19 protein-coding genes are annotated in these 16,518 nt (G+C 70.2%); 10 read left to right on the top strand and 9 right to left on the bottom strand.

The genetic code is table 11. From position 1 onward, the window contains the following. Nucleotides 1–14: 14 nt before the first annotated feature. The 3 genes from ABZ374_RS37185 to ABZ374_RS37175 all read left to right on the top strand — a co-directional run bounded on the left by ABZ374_RS37185 (nucleotide 15) and on the right by ABZ374_RS37175 (nucleotide 2,195). Nucleotides 15–713, top strand: a complete 699-nt coding sequence (locus tag ABZ374_RS37185) for a hypothetical protein (protein ID WP_360319948.1) — start codon at nucleotides 15–17, stop codon at nucleotides 711–713. Next, nucleotides 710–1,675, top strand: a complete 966-nt coding sequence (locus ABZ374_RS37180) for a tyrosine-type recombinase/integrase (RefSeq protein ID WP_360319945.1) — start codon at nucleotides 710–712, stop codon at nucleotides 1,673–1,675. The genes ABZ374_RS37185 and ABZ374_RS37180 overlap by 4 nt, the downstream gene beginning before the upstream one ends. 76 nt (nucleotides 1,676–1,751) lie before the next feature. Continuing rightward, nucleotides 1,752–2,195 (top strand): hypothetical protein, encoded by a 444-nt coding sequence (locus ABZ374_RS37175; protein ID WP_360319942.1) that lies wholly within the window; start codon nucleotides 1,752–1,754, stop codon nucleotides 2,193–2,195. Here the strand turns inward: ABZ374_RS37175 and ABZ374_RS37170 are convergent. Both ABZ374_RS37170 and ABZ374_RS37165 read right to left on the bottom strand, forming a co-directional pair. Further along, nucleotides 2,143–3,183 carry a zeta toxin family protein gene (locus ABZ374_RS37170; RefSeq protein ID WP_360319939.1) on the bottom strand — a complete coding sequence of 347 codons (1,041 nt, stop codon included), beginning with the start codon at nucleotides 3,181–3,183 and terminating at the stop codon, nucleotides 2,143–2,145. The two genes, ABZ374_RS37175 and ABZ374_RS37170, sit on opposite strands and share 53 nt — an antisense overlap. Beyond that, the gene (locus ABZ374_RS37165) at nucleotides 3,180–3,461 is read right to left on the bottom strand and encodes a hypothetical protein (protein WP_360319936.1); all 282 of its coding nucleotides are present in this window, start codon (nucleotides 3,459–3,461) and stop codon (nucleotides 3,180–3,182) included. The genes ABZ374_RS37170 and ABZ374_RS37165 overlap by 4 nt, the downstream gene beginning before the upstream one ends. Nucleotides 3,462–3,624: 163 nt before the next feature. On the opposite strand from ABZ374_RS37165, the gene ABZ374_RS37160 reads away from it, so the two are divergent. Beyond that, nucleotides 3,625–3,804, top strand: coding sequence for a DUF397 domain-containing protein (locus tag ABZ374_RS37160; protein WP_360319933.1), 180 nt, complete (start codon nucleotides 3,625–3,627; stop codon nucleotides 3,802–3,804). A 1,159-nt stretch (nucleotides 3,805–4,963) separates the two neighbouring features. Here the strand turns inward: ABZ374_RS37160 and ABZ374_RS37155 are convergent. Together ABZ374_RS37155 and ABZ374_RS37150 are read right to left on the bottom strand one after the other, a co-directional pair. Then, nucleotides 4,964–5,485 carry a hypothetical protein gene (locus ABZ374_RS37155; protein ID WP_360319930.1) on the bottom strand — a complete coding sequence of 174 codons (522 nt, stop codon included), beginning with the start codon at nucleotides 5,483–5,485 and terminating at the stop codon, nucleotides 4,964–4,966. A gap of 1,159 nt (nucleotides 5,486–6,644) precedes the next feature. Then, nucleotides 6,645–6,785: a hypothetical protein gene (locus tag ABZ374_RS37150; protein WP_360319927.1), complete on the bottom strand. Its 141-nt coding sequence runs from the start codon at nucleotides 6,783–6,785 to the stop codon at nucleotides 6,645–6,647. 353 nt (nucleotides 6,786–7,138) lie between these two features. On the opposite strand from ABZ374_RS37150, the gene ABZ374_RS37145 reads away from it, so the two are divergent. Genes ABZ374_RS37145 through ABZ374_RS37125 form a run of 5 tightly spaced genes read left to right on the top strand, consistent with a single transcriptional unit; the run spans nucleotide 7,139 to nucleotide 12,165 of the window. Then, nucleotides 7,139–8,224 (top strand): NlpC/P60 family protein, encoded by a 1,086-nt coding sequence (locus ABZ374_RS37145; RefSeq protein ID WP_360319924.1) that lies wholly within the window; start codon nucleotides 7,139–7,141, stop codon nucleotides 8,222–8,224. Next, entirely contained in the window at nucleotides 8,221–8,856 is a 636-nt protein-coding gene (locus ABZ374_RS37140) for a hypothetical protein (protein WP_360319921.1), read from the top strand. The genes ABZ374_RS37145 and ABZ374_RS37140 overlap by 4 nt, the downstream gene beginning before the upstream one ends. 26 nt (nucleotides 8,857–8,882) lie before the next feature. After that, a complete protein-coding gene (locus ABZ374_RS37135) occupies nucleotides 8,883–10,466 on the top strand; it encodes a hypothetical protein (protein ID WP_360319918.1) in 1,584 nt (527 codons plus the stop codon). Then, the gene (locus ABZ374_RS37130; protein ID WP_360319915.1) at nucleotides 10,463–11,794 is read left to right on the top strand and encodes a hypothetical protein; all 1,332 of its coding nucleotides are present in this window, start codon (nucleotides 10,463–10,465) and stop codon (nucleotides 11,792–11,794) included. Before ABZ374_RS37135 ends, ABZ374_RS37130 begins: the two co-directional genes overlap by 4 nt. Before the next feature lie 53 nt (nucleotides 11,795–11,847). Further along, entirely contained in the window at nucleotides 11,848–12,165 is a 318-nt protein-coding gene (locus ABZ374_RS37125) for a hypothetical protein (RefSeq protein WP_360319912.1), read from the top strand. A gap of 7 nt (nucleotides 12,166–12,172) precedes the next feature. Here ABZ374_RS37125 and ABZ374_RS37120 read toward each other — a convergent pair whose 3' ends face one another. From ABZ374_RS37120 to ABZ374_RS37100, 5 genes are all read right to left on the bottom strand, one after another. Beyond that, on the bottom strand, nucleotides 12,173–12,568 hold the full coding sequence (locus ABZ374_RS37120) for a hypothetical protein (RefSeq protein ID WP_360319909.1): 396 nt from the start codon (nucleotides 12,566–12,568) through the stop codon (nucleotides 12,173–12,175). Nucleotides 12,569–12,726: 158 nt separating this feature from the next. Further along, a complete protein-coding gene (locus ABZ374_RS37115) occupies nucleotides 12,727–13,122 on the bottom strand; it encodes a hypothetical protein (RefSeq protein ID WP_360319906.1) in 396 nt (131 codons plus the stop codon). Further along, a complete protein-coding gene (locus ABZ374_RS37110; RefSeq protein WP_360319903.1) occupies nucleotides 13,119–13,688 on the bottom strand; it encodes a hypothetical protein in 570 nt (189 codons plus the stop codon). The genes ABZ374_RS37115 and ABZ374_RS37110 overlap by 4 nt, the downstream gene beginning before the upstream one ends. Before the next feature lie 93 nt (nucleotides 13,689–13,781). Beyond that, on the bottom strand, nucleotides 13,782–14,312 hold the full coding sequence (locus tag ABZ374_RS37105; RefSeq protein ID WP_360319900.1) for a GNAT family N-acetyltransferase: 531 nt from the start codon (nucleotides 14,310–14,312) through the stop codon (nucleotides 13,782–13,784). Nucleotides 14,313–14,315: 3 nt separating this feature from the next. Beyond that, the gene (locus tag ABZ374_RS37100; protein ID WP_360319897.1) at nucleotides 14,316–15,206 is read right to left on the bottom strand and encodes a hypothetical protein; all 891 of its coding nucleotides are present in this window, start codon (nucleotides 15,204–15,206) and stop codon (nucleotides 14,316–14,318) included. Between the two features lie 545 nt (nucleotides 15,207–15,751). Here ABZ374_RS37100 and ABZ374_RS37095 point away from each other — a divergent pair. Next, complete coding sequence (locus tag ABZ374_RS37095) at nucleotides 15,752–15,967, top strand: hypothetical protein (protein ID WP_360319894.1); 216 nt, start codon at nucleotides 15,752–15,754, stop codon at nucleotides 15,965–15,967. Nucleotides 15,968–16,518: the final 551 nt, after the last annotated feature.

Below are 16,518 nucleotides of genomic sequence, written 5' to 3'. Positions count from 1 at the left end.
TTAACCTGTATCTCATGGAGACCGCCGGGGAGTTCGCCCCCGCCACCGACACCGGACCGGCCGATCGAGCGCTGGCCGGCCGGCTGTTCCACTTCACCGACCGCGCCGGGTGGGAGGGAATCCGGCGAGACGGCGTGATCAAGGCTCGCTCGAAGGTCGCGGCCGCGATGGAGGATCCCGAGCGCCTGGTCGTGTGGCTGACCGACCTGGACGATCCGCGGGCCTCCGGACGCACCGACGATTTCGCGCACGTGCGGCTCACCGTGCCCGCACATCCGGACGTCCGGTACTGGCCCGCCCTGGTACCCACGATCTCCGTGGCCAGCACGCTGAACACGACCCCGGGCAGCGTCCCGGATTCCTGGTACTGCTGCCTCGGAAACCTTCCCCTCGGCGGCGTCGTCGCGCACACGATCCGACTCGACGGCACCTGGCCGGACCCGCCCGGCTTCGACGCGGCCGACGCGTTCGGCCCAGCTCCCGGCCTCGCCGACCTGGACGCGTGGCGCCGGCGGTGCAGGGCGGCCCTCGATCGAGCGGTGACCACCGACGTCGATGACGTCGATGACGTCGTGCTCGCGGCGGTGGTCCGATTCCCCAAGCTGAACGAGCTGTTCGACGAGCTGCGCGCGAGCGACCCGGACGGGATGCGCGTGCGAGCCGCGTGGCGCTCCGCGGACGACGTCGCGCGCGTGCTCGGCGCCGGCACGTGAGCACCCTGGCGGTCGCGCCCGGCGGCGACGTCGCGGTGCCGGGCCTGGACCGGACGACGTACGACCTGATCGCCGGGTGGCTGCTGGAGTACCCGAGCGTCCACACTCGGCGCGGGTACGGGCGCGACCTCGCGCTCCTGGCCGCGTACCTCGACGCGCGCGGCGTCGCCCTGCTCGACGGCGAACGCGGGCACATGGCGGCGTGGGCGGAGTCGATGCGCCGCGGGGACACGGCGACCGGGCGGCCGGCGGCCGAGTCGTCCATCGCCCGACGCCTGTCCTCGGCCGCGAGTTTCTACGGGTACGCGGTCGCGGAGGAGCACCTCCCGGCGAACCCGCTGGCGCACCTGCGGCGGCCGAAGGTCGGCGCGGAGGAAAGCAGATCGGCATGGATCACCCGCCCGGAGTCGAGACGGCTGCTTGCGGCGGCGGCCGCGCACGGGCCCGCGCCGTACGGGGGGCGAGCGCACGCCCTGGTGGCGCTGATCCTGACGACGGTCGCGCGGGTGTCCGACCTGCTGCTCGCCGACGTCGCCGACCTGGGGCACACCGGGGGGCACCGGGTGCTGCGGGTGACCCGCAAGGGCGGCAAGACCCAGGACCTCCCCATCGCGCCGTGGGTCGGCGTGGTCGTCGACGACTACCTCGACGGCCGCACCGACGGCCCGCTGCTGGCCACCCGGGCACGCGGCGGCGGGCACGGCCGGTGGGACGAACCGGCGGTGTGGCGGCTGGTGCGGCTGCTCGCCGGGCGGGCTGGCCTGCCCGGCGCGGGCGAGCTGGGGCCGCACTCTCTGCGGCACTCGGGACTGACCCACGGGTTCGCCGACGGGATGCCGCTGCGGGACCTCCAGGTGCTGGCCGGGCACGCGGACCCGCGCACCACCCGGCGGTACGACCATCTCGCGGACCGGCTCGACCGGTCGCCGGTGTACGCCCTCGCCGCGGGCCTGGCCGGCTGAACCGCGCGTCGTGTCGTGGGCCCTGTATATAGAGGTATCGCTCCCCGGTGTCGTGGGCGCGTTCCAGGCTCGTGGAATGACCCATGCGCACGCGAACGTGAACGAGGCAGCCACGGACGAAGTGCCCGCCCACATCGGGGAGTTCCTCGACTGGCTGCTCGCCGGGTGCGATCGGGCGGCCCTAAAGCGCGTGTCGGTGGAGCTCCGGTTTCGGTACCCGGCGGATTTCGCGAAACTCCTCGCGGTCGTCGAGCGGACGAGCCCCGCACAAGGTGCTGCGCGGGTCGTCGTCGACGCCCTGACCCCGGACGACGCCGACGCGAAACACCTGCTCGACGTCGTGTGCAGGCGGCACTACGGGCGCCCGGACCTGCAGGCGGCCCGGCGCGAACGCGCGGGCCGGCTGCAATCTCGAAGGCCGTTGTTCCTCACCGGGTGCCGTCGGGCCGACCGGCGGCGGTGTCGTCTCACATGTCGATCTCGAAGTCGTCGCCATGGTTCGGGGTGGCCGGTGAGGTGACGGGAGTGAACGGTTCCAGCACCTGGGGGGCCTCGGGCATTCCGGGCACAATCAGGTCCGCGGTGTACCTGACGGTCGGGTCGAGGATGTGTTCCTCGCCGCGCTCGATCACCCGCTCGACGTGCGGCGCGAGGTCGTCCGGCAGGGGCACGTCCTCGGCGGGCACGCCCTGTAGGTGTGCGACCTGGGCGCGAAACCGGTCGACGGTCTCGGGGCTCCACTCGCGGGATCGCTCGTCGACGATCACCTCCCGCACGGGGGTGGGGTCGGTCCACTCGTTCCCGACCAGCCTGGTCGAGTGCACGATCCCGACGTCTCGGCGGGCGACGTGCAGCGCGTCAACGATGCGCTCGTTCTGCATGTGCTCGGCGGTGTCGAGCACGCTGGGCACAACCCGGTCGTGTACCTCGACCGGAACCAGACGCGCGGGCGTCTGGGAATCGGGCTGTCGGGCCGTGTGGTAGCGGTCGAGGTTGCCGGCGAGACTGAGCGCGGGATGGGTCGCCACGAACGCAATCTCGACGTTGTACCCCTCACCCAGGAACGTGAGCACCTGCTCGGAGGACCATTCCGCCTGCCCCAAGGGTGCGGATATCACAAGGTCGCGGCGCTCCTCGCAGACGCGGGAGACGGCGTCGATCCACCACGGTCCGGTGTCGGGGCTGACTCGGGACGCTGCGGTGCGGTCGTTCTCGGCGACGAAATCGCGGTGCCGGGGGTGATAGGCGGCGAGATCGTCCCCGTCGATCCTGACGGCGTCGCGGGGCATGCCGATTTCGTCCATCATCATGGGTTCGATCGTGGATTTCCCGGCCCCGGGCTGGCCCGCGATGAATAAGACGGTCGGGCGCTCGCGGGGCGGTCCGGCGCCGTCGAGCAGATCGGGGAGGATCTCCTCGCGGAAGATCCTCCGATGCTCGTCGCCATCGAGTCGGTACGTGTACGGGGTGGGAGCGGGGGCCGGCTCCGCGGCCGCGGGGGTGCTCACGCACTCAACTCCCTTTCCAACTCGGCCAGACGACTCGGGTAGGTGTCGATGATGCGGCGCACGTCGTCCTGCTCGCGCACGTCCAACCGGCGCAACTCCACCGTGTACGGGCGGCGTTCGGCAGTGAGACGCTCGGCCTCGGCGATGTCGCCGGCGGAGCGGGCCCGGCCGGCGAGGGCGCTGTAAACGGAGACGATGGCGTGCAGGATCTCGCGGGCCCTGGTGCCCGCGTCCGCGTCGGCCGCGCTGATGGGTGTTCGGTCCTGGTCCTGGCCCATGTCGGAACTCCTCGGGTCGGGCTCGAATCGGGGTGTCGCATGCCCGTTCTACCGCGCTGCGGGTCCGGCCGGTCGGCCTCGGCGCGATGGTCCCGGCGGCTACCGTCGAGACAGGATCGGCCGCGAACGCGGCCGACACGTGGATCGTCGGAATGGGGAAGCGATGCCCGGTCGGGTCTGGCGCAAATCAACGTACAGCGGGAACTGGGACGACAACTGTGTGGAGATCGCTCCGGCGCCGGCCGGTGTGGGGGTGCGCGACTCCAAGCAGCCGGCGCCGCAACTCGCCTTCGGCGCTGGGCAATGGCGCGCGTTCATCGCACGCGGGGCGAACGCGCGGTAGCCGGGGGTTGAGGAACATTGGCGCCGGATCGTGCGCCTGTACGGTCCGTGACGGTTGCCACGGATAACGGCCCAATATCAGCACCAACGGTGAACGCGACCTGCTGTTCCGGCCGTTGCCGGATGCGCGAACCGCTCCCGTTATCTGCGGCAGTGGACGCGTGGCCGGTTGCCGCACGATCCGGGGCGGATGTTCCTCGGACCCCTAGCCGTGGGGCGAGGGCAACGCCGGTGCGGGTGTGCTCGCGCAGGGCAACGCGCACGGCCTCGGTGATGGCGCGGGCCTCGGCGGCGTCGGCCGGCGGACGCTCGCCGGGTTGGGGATTGAGGAACATCGGAAACGAAAACCGGCGGTATGCCTTCGCCCAGACACAGAATCGAGTGTCACGACAGCACACTCGCCGCTGTCATGTCAATACCTCTGACCTGCGAAAATGCCCGCGCGGGTGGACATACTCGGGGTGGCGGTCTACCGTGGCCCGAGTAACAGCCGTTGTGGCACAAGTAGTTGCGCGAGTCGCATTCTGCCGTCCGCGACTGCGGTGGGGCCGGCCCTTCGTCGGCCGGTTCGGGGAGGGGCGCCACCACGGCGCATCGCACAACCCCACAAAAGCGAAAACCCCCTGTGTCCGCAGGGGGTTTCGTTCGCATTGCCCAAGACATCACACGCAAAGTGAAGTGGAGCGTGAGTCACACTATGTGTCAAAACGACGTTTCTCAAGTCGCGGAACCGCCTCCGGGGGGCGCTGCTCGGCCGAACCCATGGCGTGATCGGCTGCGCTCGCTGGCCGGGAAGAGCGTGGGGGATGCGCGGTCCGGGGTGATAAAAGCCGTCTTCTTCCTGCTGGTCACAGGGCTTTTCTAGCCCTGCGCGGGTCCATGCTCGCTACCGATGGAGCTGTGTGCCGGGGCGGTCACCCGACCGCCCCGGCGGCACCCGGCTGGTGGCCCGTCGGCCACAAACGCGTTCTGGCCTCGTTGGACCGGGCGGCGACGATGACAGAGCAGATGGGGAAGCCCAGACCGTACCCGGCGACTGACGGCGGGGCCGTCTCGAACCTCGACGGCGCGGGGGGCGCTGGCGCCCTGCGCGGCGGTTCCTGCGGCGGCGAGCACGTGGTCGAGCCCGGCCGGGGCGCGGGTCGTGAGGGCGGTGTCGGTCATGCGGACCGCCCACGGGCGGCGCGGTCCCGGCGAGCGCGGGCAAGGACGGCGGCCGGGTTGTCGGTCCTGCGCGGCGGGACGGCGGCGGCCTGGTGGCCGTCGTACACCGCGCGGGCCTCGACTCCGAGCGAGGCCCGCGTGACGTGCTCGGGCTCGCGCCACGGCGGGCGCTCGGCGAGCTCGGCGGCGCGGGCGGTGTCCCGGTCGGCCTGGGCGAGGTCGCGGTCGGCGCGCACCAGTGCCGCGTACTCGCGGCAGCCCTCGGCGTGGGCGTGGAACCGGTCGCGGACGGCGTCGGCGTAGGCGTCCATCTCGGTGCGCATCCGGGCGTGCCGGGCGCCGAACTCGTCGGCGGGTACGCCCCGATGCGGCCGTCGGTGGTCGTAGTCGCGACTGCCGCGCACGAAGCGCTCCAACCGCCACCAGAGCGCCCCGCAAAGGTCTTGGACACTCCGCACCTTGTCGGCGAGCAGTTCCTCGACGGCTCCCGGCGTCGTGCGGCGCAGGGCGAGGATCACCCACGGAATCAGCCGGATCCCCTCGTCAACACTCAGCCCGGGGCGGTTGCCCCGTTGACGCTGCCAGATAGGCTCACATCGGACAAAAACCTCTGCTGCTGCTGCGAATTCGTCGGGATGAGGCGGAAGCCCAACCTTGAACGGCCACCAGATAACGGGTCCGTGCGACTGATCATCTGATGAAGGACCCCCTACTACGTCAGGGGAAGAAAGCGGGGGGGGGGAGAACCCTCGCGTATAAGGAGACGTTTGCAGACCTACGGTGAGCGCCTCCAAACGGGCTCGTGCGGCGGCAACTTCCTCGGGGGTGGCCGGGTCGAGCTTCGGGCGCTCGGGCGCGTACGCGGGCCATTCCTCGGGGGGTTCCTGGCTGACCATCGCGGTCGACACGTCGCTGAGGTGGCCGTACCGAACGCCGTCGGCCGGGTCCTCGATGGCCTCGTCGTCCCACGCGCGGAGTTGCTCGGCGAGGTCCTCCGGAAGGTCCCCGGGAATGAGCGACACTGGTAGCTGTAGGACATAGCAAGCGCGGATGCCGGGGGCGGGGCCCTGGGCACGGCGGAGCCACCCAAGAGCGACGGCGGGACGGCGCTCCTCATAGGCCCATCGGGGAGAACGGTCCTGAGAGGCGGCGTACTTGGCCAACCACGCCGGAACGTCCGCAATCACGCCGTGCCGGTCCGCGGCAAGGGTGGCGTGCTTCAGGACCTCATGCAGGGCGTCGGTCATGTCTCCGCGAGCGTGGATCGTGCGGACGACGCGATACCACTGACGGACAACTACGTGACGGATCCGGCTCGGCCGCGGCCGACGGGTCGGCTCGGCTGCGGAGTGGGCGAGGTACAGATGCGGGGCGATGCCGGGCTCGTCGCCGTGCTGGTGTGTCGATGGCGACACACCGGGCAGAGGCAAGGCGGTACCGACACCGGGGGCCACTGCTACGATGAGTGGGTCCTCTCGGTGTTAGAGGACGCAGAAGACCGCCCCGCCGGCTGCGAACCGGCAGGTTGTGGGATTCGGGAGCGGGTGCGAAACCGCTCCGACTGTGTGGGGCTCCTCGTGGCCGCGAAACCATGAGTGAGGAGACCCGTGAAAACTAAACGATCTTCTTTGCCCTACTGGCCTAGACGCCCCCGGTCCTCCGGGGGCTTCGTGTTTTCTAGCCGGCCCTGGCGACCTCCTCGGCGGGCGGTTCCCACTTGAGGGGAACGCCGTGCTCGTCGACCTCCAGAGACGTCAACGCGAACCTGATTACCTCGGCGCCGGATACACCCATGGCGCGCACGAGGGACTCGAACACGGGACGGACAGGATCGCCCGGGGGAAGCCGAAGTTCCGCCCGGACCGCTTTCCCCTCGGAAAACTGACCTGACTTCACCTGCGCATGGCCCCGGCGAGGCCCCTTACGTCCAATGGTCACAACGGTGATCATAGGGGCTCACGCAACGTATGTGCCGCACAAACTCCCGTGTGTCGCAGGCGAGTTTGGCAACCTGTACCGGATTGGCTGATTTGTATGCCCGGGTGGTGCTCAACCTCGGACGTCTGCGTTCCCGAAACCGGGCCTGGGGCCTGCTCGTTCTAGGTCCGGCGGCTGTAATCACGTGACGTGATGCGGTGATCGCGGACAGGATGGGCGGGTGTTGCCGGGCTGTGGGGCTCGATTTCGCGCCGCGCCCGGCCGGTTCGGGGATCGGGGGCGGTGTGGCGGGTCGTCGGGGATGTGGCTGTGCGGTGGTGGCGGTGCCCGGGGCGTTCCTGGGTGCGCTGATCTTGGTGGCCACGACCGTGCTCGGTGGTGATGGGAGCGGTTCGGCGGCCGCGGCCGGGTTCGACGGGTCGGCGGCGCCGGCTGCGTATCGGGATGTGATCGCCTCGGCAGGGCGTATGTGTCCGCCCGTGTTGAGTCCTGCGATTCTCGCGGCTCAGCTAGAGCAGGAATCGGGATTCGATCCTCGCGCGCTGAGCGAGGTGGGCGCCATGGGAATCGCTCAGTTCATGCCGGGAACGTGGCCGAATTGGGGGCGGGACGAGAACGGCGACGGAAAGGCGGATCCTTATGATCCCCAGGATGCCATTCCGGCCGCCGCTCGATACGACTGTGCCCTCGCGCGTGAGGTTCAGGGGTATGTGTCGGCCGGTCAGGCAAGGGGGGACATTACCGATCTGATGCTCGCGGCCTATAACGCCGGGCCGGGTAGGATCAAGGAATTCGGTGGAATTCCTCCCTATCGGCAAACACAGGAATACGTGCCCAGAATTCGGGCTCTGGCTAAGAAGTACGAAGCACTCGGCGTGCCTGTTTCAGCAGGTCAGGGTGCCTTCGGCAAGGTCGTTGCGGAGTCTTCCGTGCAATGGCTCGGCACGCCGTACTCGTGGGGAGGGGGCACCGCGAGCGGGCCGAGCGAGGGTTTCGGGAGCGGCGCGGGCATCAATGGATTCGATTGCAGTGGACTCGTTATTTTCGTTATCGCGAAAGCCTCGGGCGGGAAACAGATCCTCCCACATTCGAGCCAAATCCAGGTGACCATGGGACAGCCGGTGAATCGCAATCAAATGTTGCCCGGCGACATCATCGGATTCGCTTTCAATGGGAGCGGCGATTACTCGCACATCGGCGTCTACATGGGTGGTGGGCAAATGGTTCATGCCCCGAAACCGGGTGATCACGTAAAAGTTTCGAATCTCAATGACCAATATTATTCTTCCGCCTCCTGGCTCGTGCGCAGGTTCGGATGAGGCCGGGTTCGGGGGCCGGCCGGACACTGGCGGGCCTGGTCCTGGTGCTCGCGCTCGCGGGCGGCGCGCTGTGGTGGGCCGCGGGGTCGCGGTCGTCGGGTTCGGCGGCTCCGGCCGCTGCGGTGTCGCCCCGGTCGACGTCGCCGGCGGTGCGCGAGGCCGTGCCGGTGCCGGTGCTGCCCCGGGGTCGGGAGGGCGTGCCGGGCGGGGGGCTGCCGGATCCGGCGGCGGTGGACGGCCGGGATCCGGAGGCGGTGGGACGTGCCGCGCTGGGTGCGATGTACGCGTGGGACACCGGTCTCGACGTCACCCTCGCGGATGCCGAGCGGCGGGCCGTGCCGTGGCTGACTGCCGGGTATGGGGCGGCCGTTGCGTCGCGGTCGGCGGTGGCGGCCGGCGGGGCGGCGTGGTCGTCCTGGGCGGGGCACCGGGCGTACGGCCGGGTCTCCCTGGAGTTGTTGCGGGATGAGCGACCGTCGGACTCGTCCGGGACGGTGTACCGGCAGTGGTCGGTGACGGTGGTCCCGACCGGGCGCGACGGGTGGACGGGCGCGCCGGTGACGGCGGTTGCCTACGTCGAGGTGGTGCGGGTGGGCGAGGTGTGGCGTGTGGCCGGGGTGCGGGTGTCGTGATGGTCGATGACGGAACGGGTGGGCGGATGCGTGTGATTCGGGTGCAGGTGATCCCCGACGGGTCGCTGTTGGTGCGTGGGCGGCCGGTGGTCGTGCCGGTGGGGATGTCGCCGGAGGATGCGGCGATCGACCACGTGCGCGCGGTGGTGGCCACCATCGACGAGCCGGCTCGGGTGGAGATCGAGCGGCCGGACGGGTCGGCCGTGGTGGTGGTCGTCGAGCTCGATGGCTCGGTGGCGCAGGTCCCAATCGCGATGCCCGCGCAGCCGGCCGCCCGGGAGGATCCGGCGCTGCCCGTCCCCAGACTGCTGCGCGGCCTGGGATCCGTGCCCGCGGTCGCGTCGGTGGACCCGGAGTCGGCCGTCGGCCGCCCGGCCCCGGGGTCCGGGTCGGGGTCGGGGTCGGGCGGCCGACGGCCGACTCCGCTGGTGCGGGAGACACGTACGCGTTTGCCGAAGGAACGGGCGCAGGTTCCGCCGCGGCGCCGGCGCGGCCTGGTCGTGGGTGGTGTCGCGGTGGCGCTGGTCCTCGGCTCGCTGGTGGCGGTCTCGCTCGGCGACGGCGGCGGTTCGACGACGAAACAGCCGGTCGCCGGCACGGTCCAGGGAGCGCGGTTGCGTGTGCCGGTGCCGGGCTGGTCGCCTGCGGCGGCCTGGTCGGTGCCGGTCGCGGCGCCGGCGTCGGGAGTGACGACGGTCGCGGCGGGCCGGGCGGCTGCGGCCGCGATCACGCCGGACCGGTCCGCGGTGCTGCTGCTGGACGCGGGCGACGGGCGCACGTTGGCGCGGGTGCCGCTTCCGACGGACGGACCGCTGCATGGGATGTGGTCGACTGCGGCCCTGGCGATCGTGCACGTGGGCACGCATCTGGTGGTGCTGCCGCTCGACGGCGCGGCGTCGCAGCCGCGCACCCTCGATGTGCCGCCCGGATCGCGGGTGTCGACGGTGGGCTCCTCGCTGCTGGTCACCTATCCGGCCAACGGCGCGCTCATCCTCGACGACAGCGCGCTCGTGGACGTACAGATTCCCTCGGGCGCGGTGCAGTTGGGGGCCGACGGCGACACGGTGCTCGCGGGGGTGCCGGCGGGGTCGTGGTGGCGGTGCCGGCGGGGCGCGAGTTCGGTGGAGGTCAAACCGGTGCCGCCGCGAGCGGACGCCTCGGTGCGTGTGGTGCGCGCGGGCGGGCACGACCGGGTGCTGATCGTGTGGTCGGGGCCCCGGGAGGGCGTCAGCACGGTGGCGTTGCACGATGCGAAGTCGGGCGCGGTGGTGATGCAGGCGGAGGTGCCCTCCGATCAGCTCGTCGACGCGGCCTGGCGGTGGGACGGCGGGAGCATCGCGGCGTTCGGGCCGTTGGTAATCGATCTCCGCCGGGGGAACTCCCGGGTCGTCCCCGGGCTGCGTCCCTCGGTCGTCGTCGACGACGTGCTGTACGGGCGCCGGGGGGCGTCCGAGGGTGTGGCGATCCCGGCGGCGGATCCGGACCGGGTCCAGTCGCTGGGGCAGGACGGTCCGCTCCCGTGGGGCGGGACGGCGCGCCGGCTGCTGGTGGTCAGTACCTCCGATCAGGCCGGGTCGACGGCCCTGTACGCATTGGAGCGGTCCTCATGACGACACATGTCCCCGCATGGCGCGGCCCGGCCCGACTCCTGGGGCTGTTGCTGGCCGGACTGGTCCTGGCACTGATGTGGGCCGGCCCGGCGTCGGCGGACCCCACCCCGTCCCCGTCCCCCTCGGGGACGGTCGTTCCGGGGACCGGGGCCGGGGAGGAGCAGAAGCCGGCCGGCAAACCCGAATGCGAACTAATCGACGGAATGGCAAAAGATATCTGCAACGGCGGATCGGGGAGCGCGCCATCGCTCCTGCCGTCGCAGGTCAATACGGCCATGCACCCGATCGACGCACTCGCCGAAGCGTGCGCCAAAATGGGCGTCTGGTTCGTCGATCAGGTCGCACAGAAAGTGAATACGACTACCGAGGTAGATTTCACGAATCCTGGATTTCTGCGGCAATACGCGGTGGCTTTCGCGGCGTCGACGTTCCTGACGATAATTCTGTGGTTGATCGCGGTCGCGAAACGTGCCGTGAAGGGTGTTCCGCCGTTGACGGCGTTCGGCGAGGCGTTCGGATTTCTGTGGATCACCGTGGTCGTCAGTGCGTTCGCGCCGCTCGCCCTGTACCTCCTGGTGAACCTGGTCGATTCGATCACCGGGGCCATCGGGACCAATACCGCGAACGACACCCACAATTTCCTCACCGGGGTGGACGCGGGACTCACGCCCGACGGAGGCGCGCAACCGGGCCTTGGCGGCGGCGCCATGACGCTGGTCCTCATGTCGATCATCACCGCGGTGGTGGCGCTGATCCTGTGGGTCGAACTGCTCGTGCGCGAGGCGATGCTCTACACGGGGGCAATCCTGGGAACGCTCGTTTTCGCCGGCCTCGTGGATCGGTCGCTGTGGCCCCACGTACGGCGGTGGGCGGGGACCATGGTCGCGGTTCTCCTGGCGAAACCGATTCTCGTCATGGTTCTCGCGATGGGGGTCGCGGTCGGCGGCGAGCAAAAAGAGCCGGTGGACGGTCTGCTCATCGGTCTGACAATTATGGGCCTCGCGGTCTGGTCGGGCCTGACGATATACCGGTGGGTACCGAGCGTAGGTGACGAAATGACGCAGATGCATTACGCGAGAAAGGCCGCGACCACTCCGGCCGGAATCCCGGGCTCGGGAAATCCCCGTGGGGGCGTCGTCGGCATGATCCGTCAGAGCATGGCGGCGGACAGCGCGCGGGGAAACAACGTCCGCACCCAGACCGACCACACCACGGAAACCACCCAATCGGCGGGGCTCGCCTCCGGCATCGCGGCGGACAGCTCCCGCGCGTCCAAGAGCGTGGGGGCAAAGGGCGGTGGCAGTGGCGGGTCGGCGAAACCGACCTGACGTACGTATGCACGCACACGGAACGACACGTCACGACGCACCAGGGGTGAAGGATGCGATCTGCCGAAGGTAACGGCGGCAACGGCGACATCAATACGATCATCGGTGGTATCGCCCCGAACTGGGGCCCGTTCGCGCGGCTGGGCGCGGAGGCGCGGATCCTGGTCGAGGTGATCATGGCGGTGGCACTGCTGCTGTGCCTGGCCATCGCGATCTGGGGTGCGGCAAAGCAACGGATCGGCGCGACCGCGCTGCGGGACAGCATGGGCGCCGAACAGGGCAAGGGACTGATCATCGCCGGGTTGAGCGGCGTGTTCATCATCGGATCGCTCGGGACACTGTTCACCATCGTGTACGGGATGGCGATCTAGCGGGCGCTCATCCGTGGGCCCGGCAGCCGCGGTGGGCGGTGGTGCCGGGATCGAGGTAGCGGCAGGGATCGACACCGGTGGCCCCGGTCGTAGAGCGCGAGCTCGACGACCGGGGCCTCGTCGTGCGGGGGCCGGGTCCGGCAGGGTGGGTGCGTGGCTCGCGTGGGCGGTCGACGTCGGCGACGTCCGCCTCGTCGGGCTCGTCGGGCTCGGCCTGCTCGGCGGCCGTGTCGTCTCCGCCGGCGAAGTCCCGGATCGGATCGGCCGGCTCGGGCGTGGTGGGGTCGGTGTGCACCTGGTGCTCGACGTCGACCCCGGCCACGGGATCGCCCGGCAAGGCGGGGGAAAGGGTCGGGCGGCCGTGGACCTGGACGCATCCGGCGAGCAGGATCGTGCCCACCATCGCGTATGCGATGCGCTGACCTGCCCGGGGTCGGTTCATGCCCGGCGCAACGACCGGTGCCCGCTCGGGTCACGCGGGCGTGTGTCGACCCGCGGCTCGCGCGCATCAGCGATCGATGGGGGACGGTGCTCCGCCCCGCTCTGGATCTGCTGGAGGGGCTACAGGCTGCGGGTGTGCCGGCGCAGCCACCGGCGGATGCCGGGGAGCTCCAGGCGGTGTGTGCTCACGGCGGCGAGCATGTCCTCGGCCTCGTGGACGCTGGCGTGCACGGTGAGCCCGTGGGCTCCCAGGATCACGCGGGCCGCGATGTAGGCCGTCAGCGCGTTGCGGTCGACGTACGGCCTGAGTAGACACACGCAGTGCAGTGTCGCGGCGGCGCGCTCGATCGGGTCGGTGCGCTCCTGCGTGAGGCCGCGGCCGGACCCGTAGGTGATCGCCACGGCGAGCAGGGTCGGCCGGGCCTCGCCCTTGCCACCGACCTCGCGGTTGATCCGGGTCAACCCGTCGGCGGTGAGGACGTACGGGCGGTCGTCCGGAATCCGGGGAGTGCTCACCCGGTGGCGGCGTCGCCGTGGACGGCGTGCGCGTAGATCCGCTCGTCGGTCACGGCGACCCGTAGCTCGGCGAGGTCCCCCGTCACGTCGGCGTCGGCGAGCAGCTCGTCGAGCAGCTCGTCGGGGATCCACCGGGGCTCGATGACGTCGTGCTCCTGGCCGCTGTCCATGCCCCCGATGGTGCCACGCGCGGGCGTCGGCCGGGTACGGGTCAGCCCGGCCGGTGGGGTGGCGGATCGCAGCATGGCGCGCTCGATCTCCACAACCCGCGCGGCGGCCTGGTGCAGGTCGGCACCGATCGCCTCGTACATGGCGAGCATCGGCTCGACGGCGTGCACGGGGACGTGATCCCGGAGGTCGAGCCTGGCCCGGCTGTACCCCACGCGGAGCGCGGCGAGGGATGCCTCGATGTGCTGGCGCGCCATACGAACAAGTACCACCGGATAGCGGCGCAACAGCTCATGGTTGCGGTATCCGGGCGGGCAGAGCTCGTACAGCAGCTCGACCATGCGCGGATCGAGTGGCGGCGGGCCCGGCTCGGCGGCCCTGCCGCGTTGCTCGGCCATCGCGCGAGCGAACCGGGGCACGCCCTCCCAGGGGAGGCTATCGGCACCCGGCCCGCTCGACTCGATCATGTGTTCGAGTGTGACACGTCCGGATCAGGAGAGTTCGCGGACCATCACCGTGAATACAGGAGCGTCGGGAAACGGTTGTTGATCGCCGACGCGCTTGTATCCCCATTCCTCATAGAGCCTGGCCACTGAGGGGTGGGTGGGGTCCACCAGGAGGGTTACGCGTTCCTCCGTGCGGGCCGCGAGCAGTGCCTCGTGCAACCGGTGGGAGAGTCCGCGGCCGCGGTGTGTATCCAGGAGCATGATTTCGAACAGCGCGAGTGTCCGGCGCCCGGTCTCGTCGACGTACCCCTCGGGCAACTCGGTGAGCATGGACGACCACCATTTCGAGGTGGGGGCCAACGGCGCGGCGTAGACGAACCCCACGGGCCTGTCCTGGTCGTAGGCAATGACGGCGTGCCAATCGTTGCCGGATGCGTGGCCGGCGAGACGTTGCTCGAACCGCTCGACGCTGCGAAACGGCATGTCAGGGTCGGCCGGGTGCACCTCGGCATAGATGGCGGACAGAATCGGACGGACCTGGTCGAGGTCGTCGAGCCTGTGGTGTCGCAACTCCATATGTCACTCCTGGCGGGTGTCGCGCTGGTGGGTGAGCCACGCGCGAGTCTGCCCCGCACCGGGGGCCCGGGTCAGCAGTTCACGGGTGAACGCGTGCAGGAGTTCACGCGTGCGAGGACTCGGGGCGTCACCGATGGTGCGGGCGGTGGCGGTGGCCTGCTCGATGTCGCCCTGAGCGAGTTGGGCGCGGGCGAGTTGGGTGACGTAGTAACTCCGGTTGCGTCGGTATGTGGGCTGGAGCAGGGCAAGGGCGCGATGCGCCTCGCTCTCGGCCTCTCTCGCGGCGCCGAGATGCAGGTTCATCACGCTGCCCAATCCAGAGAGTTCGGCCCGGTCGTAGAACTCGATCCAACTTGGGCGCGCGGCGTGGGGATCGACCCGGTCCATGGCGTTGCGTGCGTGGTCGAGCAGTCGCAGTGTGGGGATGTGCTCGCCGAGCGTTGCACGCGCGACGCCCTGGCGAGCAAGGCTAAGGCTGCGAAAGAGCGGGTCTGCCCGGGTGATCGCACACGCTCGGGACGCGTCGGCAGCGGCCAACGAGTCGACCACGCGGCCGCGTTGGTGGGCGAGCATCGACGCGTGACTCCACGTCCGCCACTGCCCGGCCGGATCGCCGGCGAGGCCGGCGAGGGGCATGGCGCGTTCCCAGTGCTGTTGTGCCCGGTCGAGTTCGCGCGCGTCGACGGCCGCCCACATCGCGGTACTCATGTACGCGGCGGCGACTCCGTACAGCGCGCGGCGTACGCGTTGTGTGGCGCTGCCGGTCTGCTGGACGTCGAGTGCTCGGGCCGACAGTTCGAGTGCGCGTGCCTCCAGTGTGGTGGTACCGCCGTGCAAATGGTCCGCTCTGACCAGTCGATCGAGTTCGCCTCGTAGGCGCTCGACGTCGGTCATGCCGAGTGTGTGCCGGCCGATGGGCGCGAGAGGTGTGGCAGCCACCGCCGTACTCGCACCGATGAACGTGCGGCGTTGCACGTCGTCCTCCATTCGAGCAGCCGCGGAGCGGGGGACGAATCCCAGTTCCGTAATCGGACACTCGAATACTGCCTCCAACGCGAGGCGTTGACGCTCCTGCGGCCACCGTGCGGCTCCTCGGGCCCATTGCCCGACGGTCCGTTCGGACAGCGAACCCCGACGGCCGGTGATGCGGGTCAACTCGTCGTTGAGCCGCTCGGCTAATTCGGACTGTGTCAAGCCTTGGCGGGCCATTGCCGCCCTGAGCGCGTCGTTGCGTGGCATGCCGGCGACCGTAGTCGGGGGCGGGCCCGGGAACGATCCGCTTTGCAAAGCTGTGGTCAAAACGTCCGGTCGCTTGCGACGCGATAGCGGCGGTTTCGTCCTGCCGATTCGCGATACCCGGTCGTTGACTGGGTGTGGCGGCCCGGTCCGTGCCGAGCGAGATACCTCTCCCGGTACCGGGCTCGGGGAAGGCCGGTCGTATGGACAAGTTGCAGGTAGGCGAGGTGCGGGTCGAGTCGGTCGACTCTTCAGAGCGACCGATCGTGATCCAGTTCGCGTACATGCGCGGCACGGGGCGCGAAAGCGGCGTGGTCGATTCCGAGCACCTGACTCGCGCCCAAGCCGCCGTTCTGTACGAGAGGCTCGGGTACCTGCTGCGGATTCCCGCTCGTGGGGGCCGGCCCGGGTCGTCATAGGCCGTTCCATGGCCTCTCGACTGCCGCCCGTCCGCGCGCCCCTGTGGACGGCCGGCGTCCCATCCGGCCCGACCTGTGTCCCCTCCTGGTCGGGCCGGACTCCAACAGGGTGGGCCAGCTCGAACACCTGGCCGTGCGAGCGATTCGCGCGGGCTGATTCCACCCTCCACGCCTGTCCCTCGGAGGATCACGTGCGCGAACTCATGCCGGTGGAGGTAGGCGCCGGGAATACCGGCGATCCGGATCGGCCCATCACCGTGTGGACGCGGGATGACGACGGCATTCTCATCCGCGCTGAGCTGACGCTCGAATTGGCCTGGGAACTGGTCATTGCGCTCGGCGAACGCATCGCGCGGCATCCCGCGCCGGCCCTGCCCTCGCATCCGCATCGTGCCCGAACCCTGGCCGCACCGGAGCGCCCGCCGGTCGGGTCCTACTGGTCGGCTCCCCCGACGCGACCCGCGCCGGCCCGGCCCGCGCCGCGGTCCCCGGGGCGGCGAGGCGGGTGGCGGTGGGCATGACCACGTACGTACCCCGCGAGGATGCCGTCG

Source organism: Embleya sp. NPDC005971 (assembly GCF_040629175.1).
In the GTDB taxonomy this organism is placed as follows: domain Bacteria; phylum Actinomycetota; class Actinomycetes; order Streptomycetales; family Streptomycetaceae; genus Embleya.
Note: the sequence above shows the minus strand (reverse complement) of the source record. Positions and strands in the feature narration are given on the sequence as shown.

Bases quoted from the DNA above. Each gene is read 5' to 3' on its own strand.
- ABZ374_RS37120 (WP_360319909.1), bottom strand. From the start codon at position 12,568: ATGGTGGGCACGATCCTGCTCGCCGGATGCGTCCAGGTCCACGGCCGC.
- ABZ374_RS37135 (WP_360319918.1), top strand. From the start codon at position 8,883: ATGCGTGTGATTCGGGTGCAGGTGATCCCCGACGGGTCGCTGTTGGTG.
- ABZ374_RS37095 (WP_360319894.1), top strand. From the start codon at position 15,752: ATGGACAAGTTGCAGGTAGGCGAGGTGCGGGTCGAGTCGGTCGACTCT.
- ABZ374_RS37100 (WP_360319897.1), bottom strand. From the start codon at position 15,206: ATGACCGACGTCGAGCGCCTACGAGGCGAACTCGATCGACTGGTCAGA.
- ABZ374_RS37105 (WP_360319900.1), bottom strand. From the start codon at position 14,312: ATGGAGTTGCGACACCACAGGCTCGACGACCTCGACCAGGTCCGTCCG.
- ABZ374_RS37130 (WP_360319915.1), top strand. From the start codon at position 10,463: ATGACGACACATGTCCCCGCATGGCGCGGCCCGGCCCGACTCCTGGGG.
- ABZ374_RS37165 (WP_360319936.1), bottom strand. From the start codon at position 3,461: ATGGGCCAGGACCAGGACCGAACACCCATCAGCGCGGCCGACGCGGAC.
- ABZ374_RS37140 (WP_360319921.1), top strand. From the start codon at position 8,221: ATGAGGCCGGGTTCGGGGGCCGGCCGGACACTGGCGGGCCTGGTCCTG.
- ABZ374_RS37175 (WP_360319942.1), top strand. From the start codon at position 1,752: ATGACCCATGCGCACGCGAACGTGAACGAGGCAGCCACGGACGAAGTG.
- ABZ374_RS37185 (WP_360319948.1), top strand. From the start codon at position 15: ATGGAGACCGCCGGGGAGTTCGCCCCCGCCACCGACACCGGACCGGCC.
- ABZ374_RS37160 (WP_360319933.1), top strand. From the start codon at position 3,625: ATGCCCGGTCGGGTCTGGCGCAAATCAACGTACAGCGGGAACTGGGAC.
- ABZ374_RS37125 (WP_360319912.1), top strand. From the start codon at position 11,848: ATGCGATCTGCCGAAGGTAACGGCGGCAACGGCGACATCAATACGATC.
- ABZ374_RS37110 (WP_360319903.1), bottom strand. From the start codon at position 13,688: ATGGCCGAGCAACGCGGCAGGGCCGCCGAGCCGGGCCCGCCGCCACTC.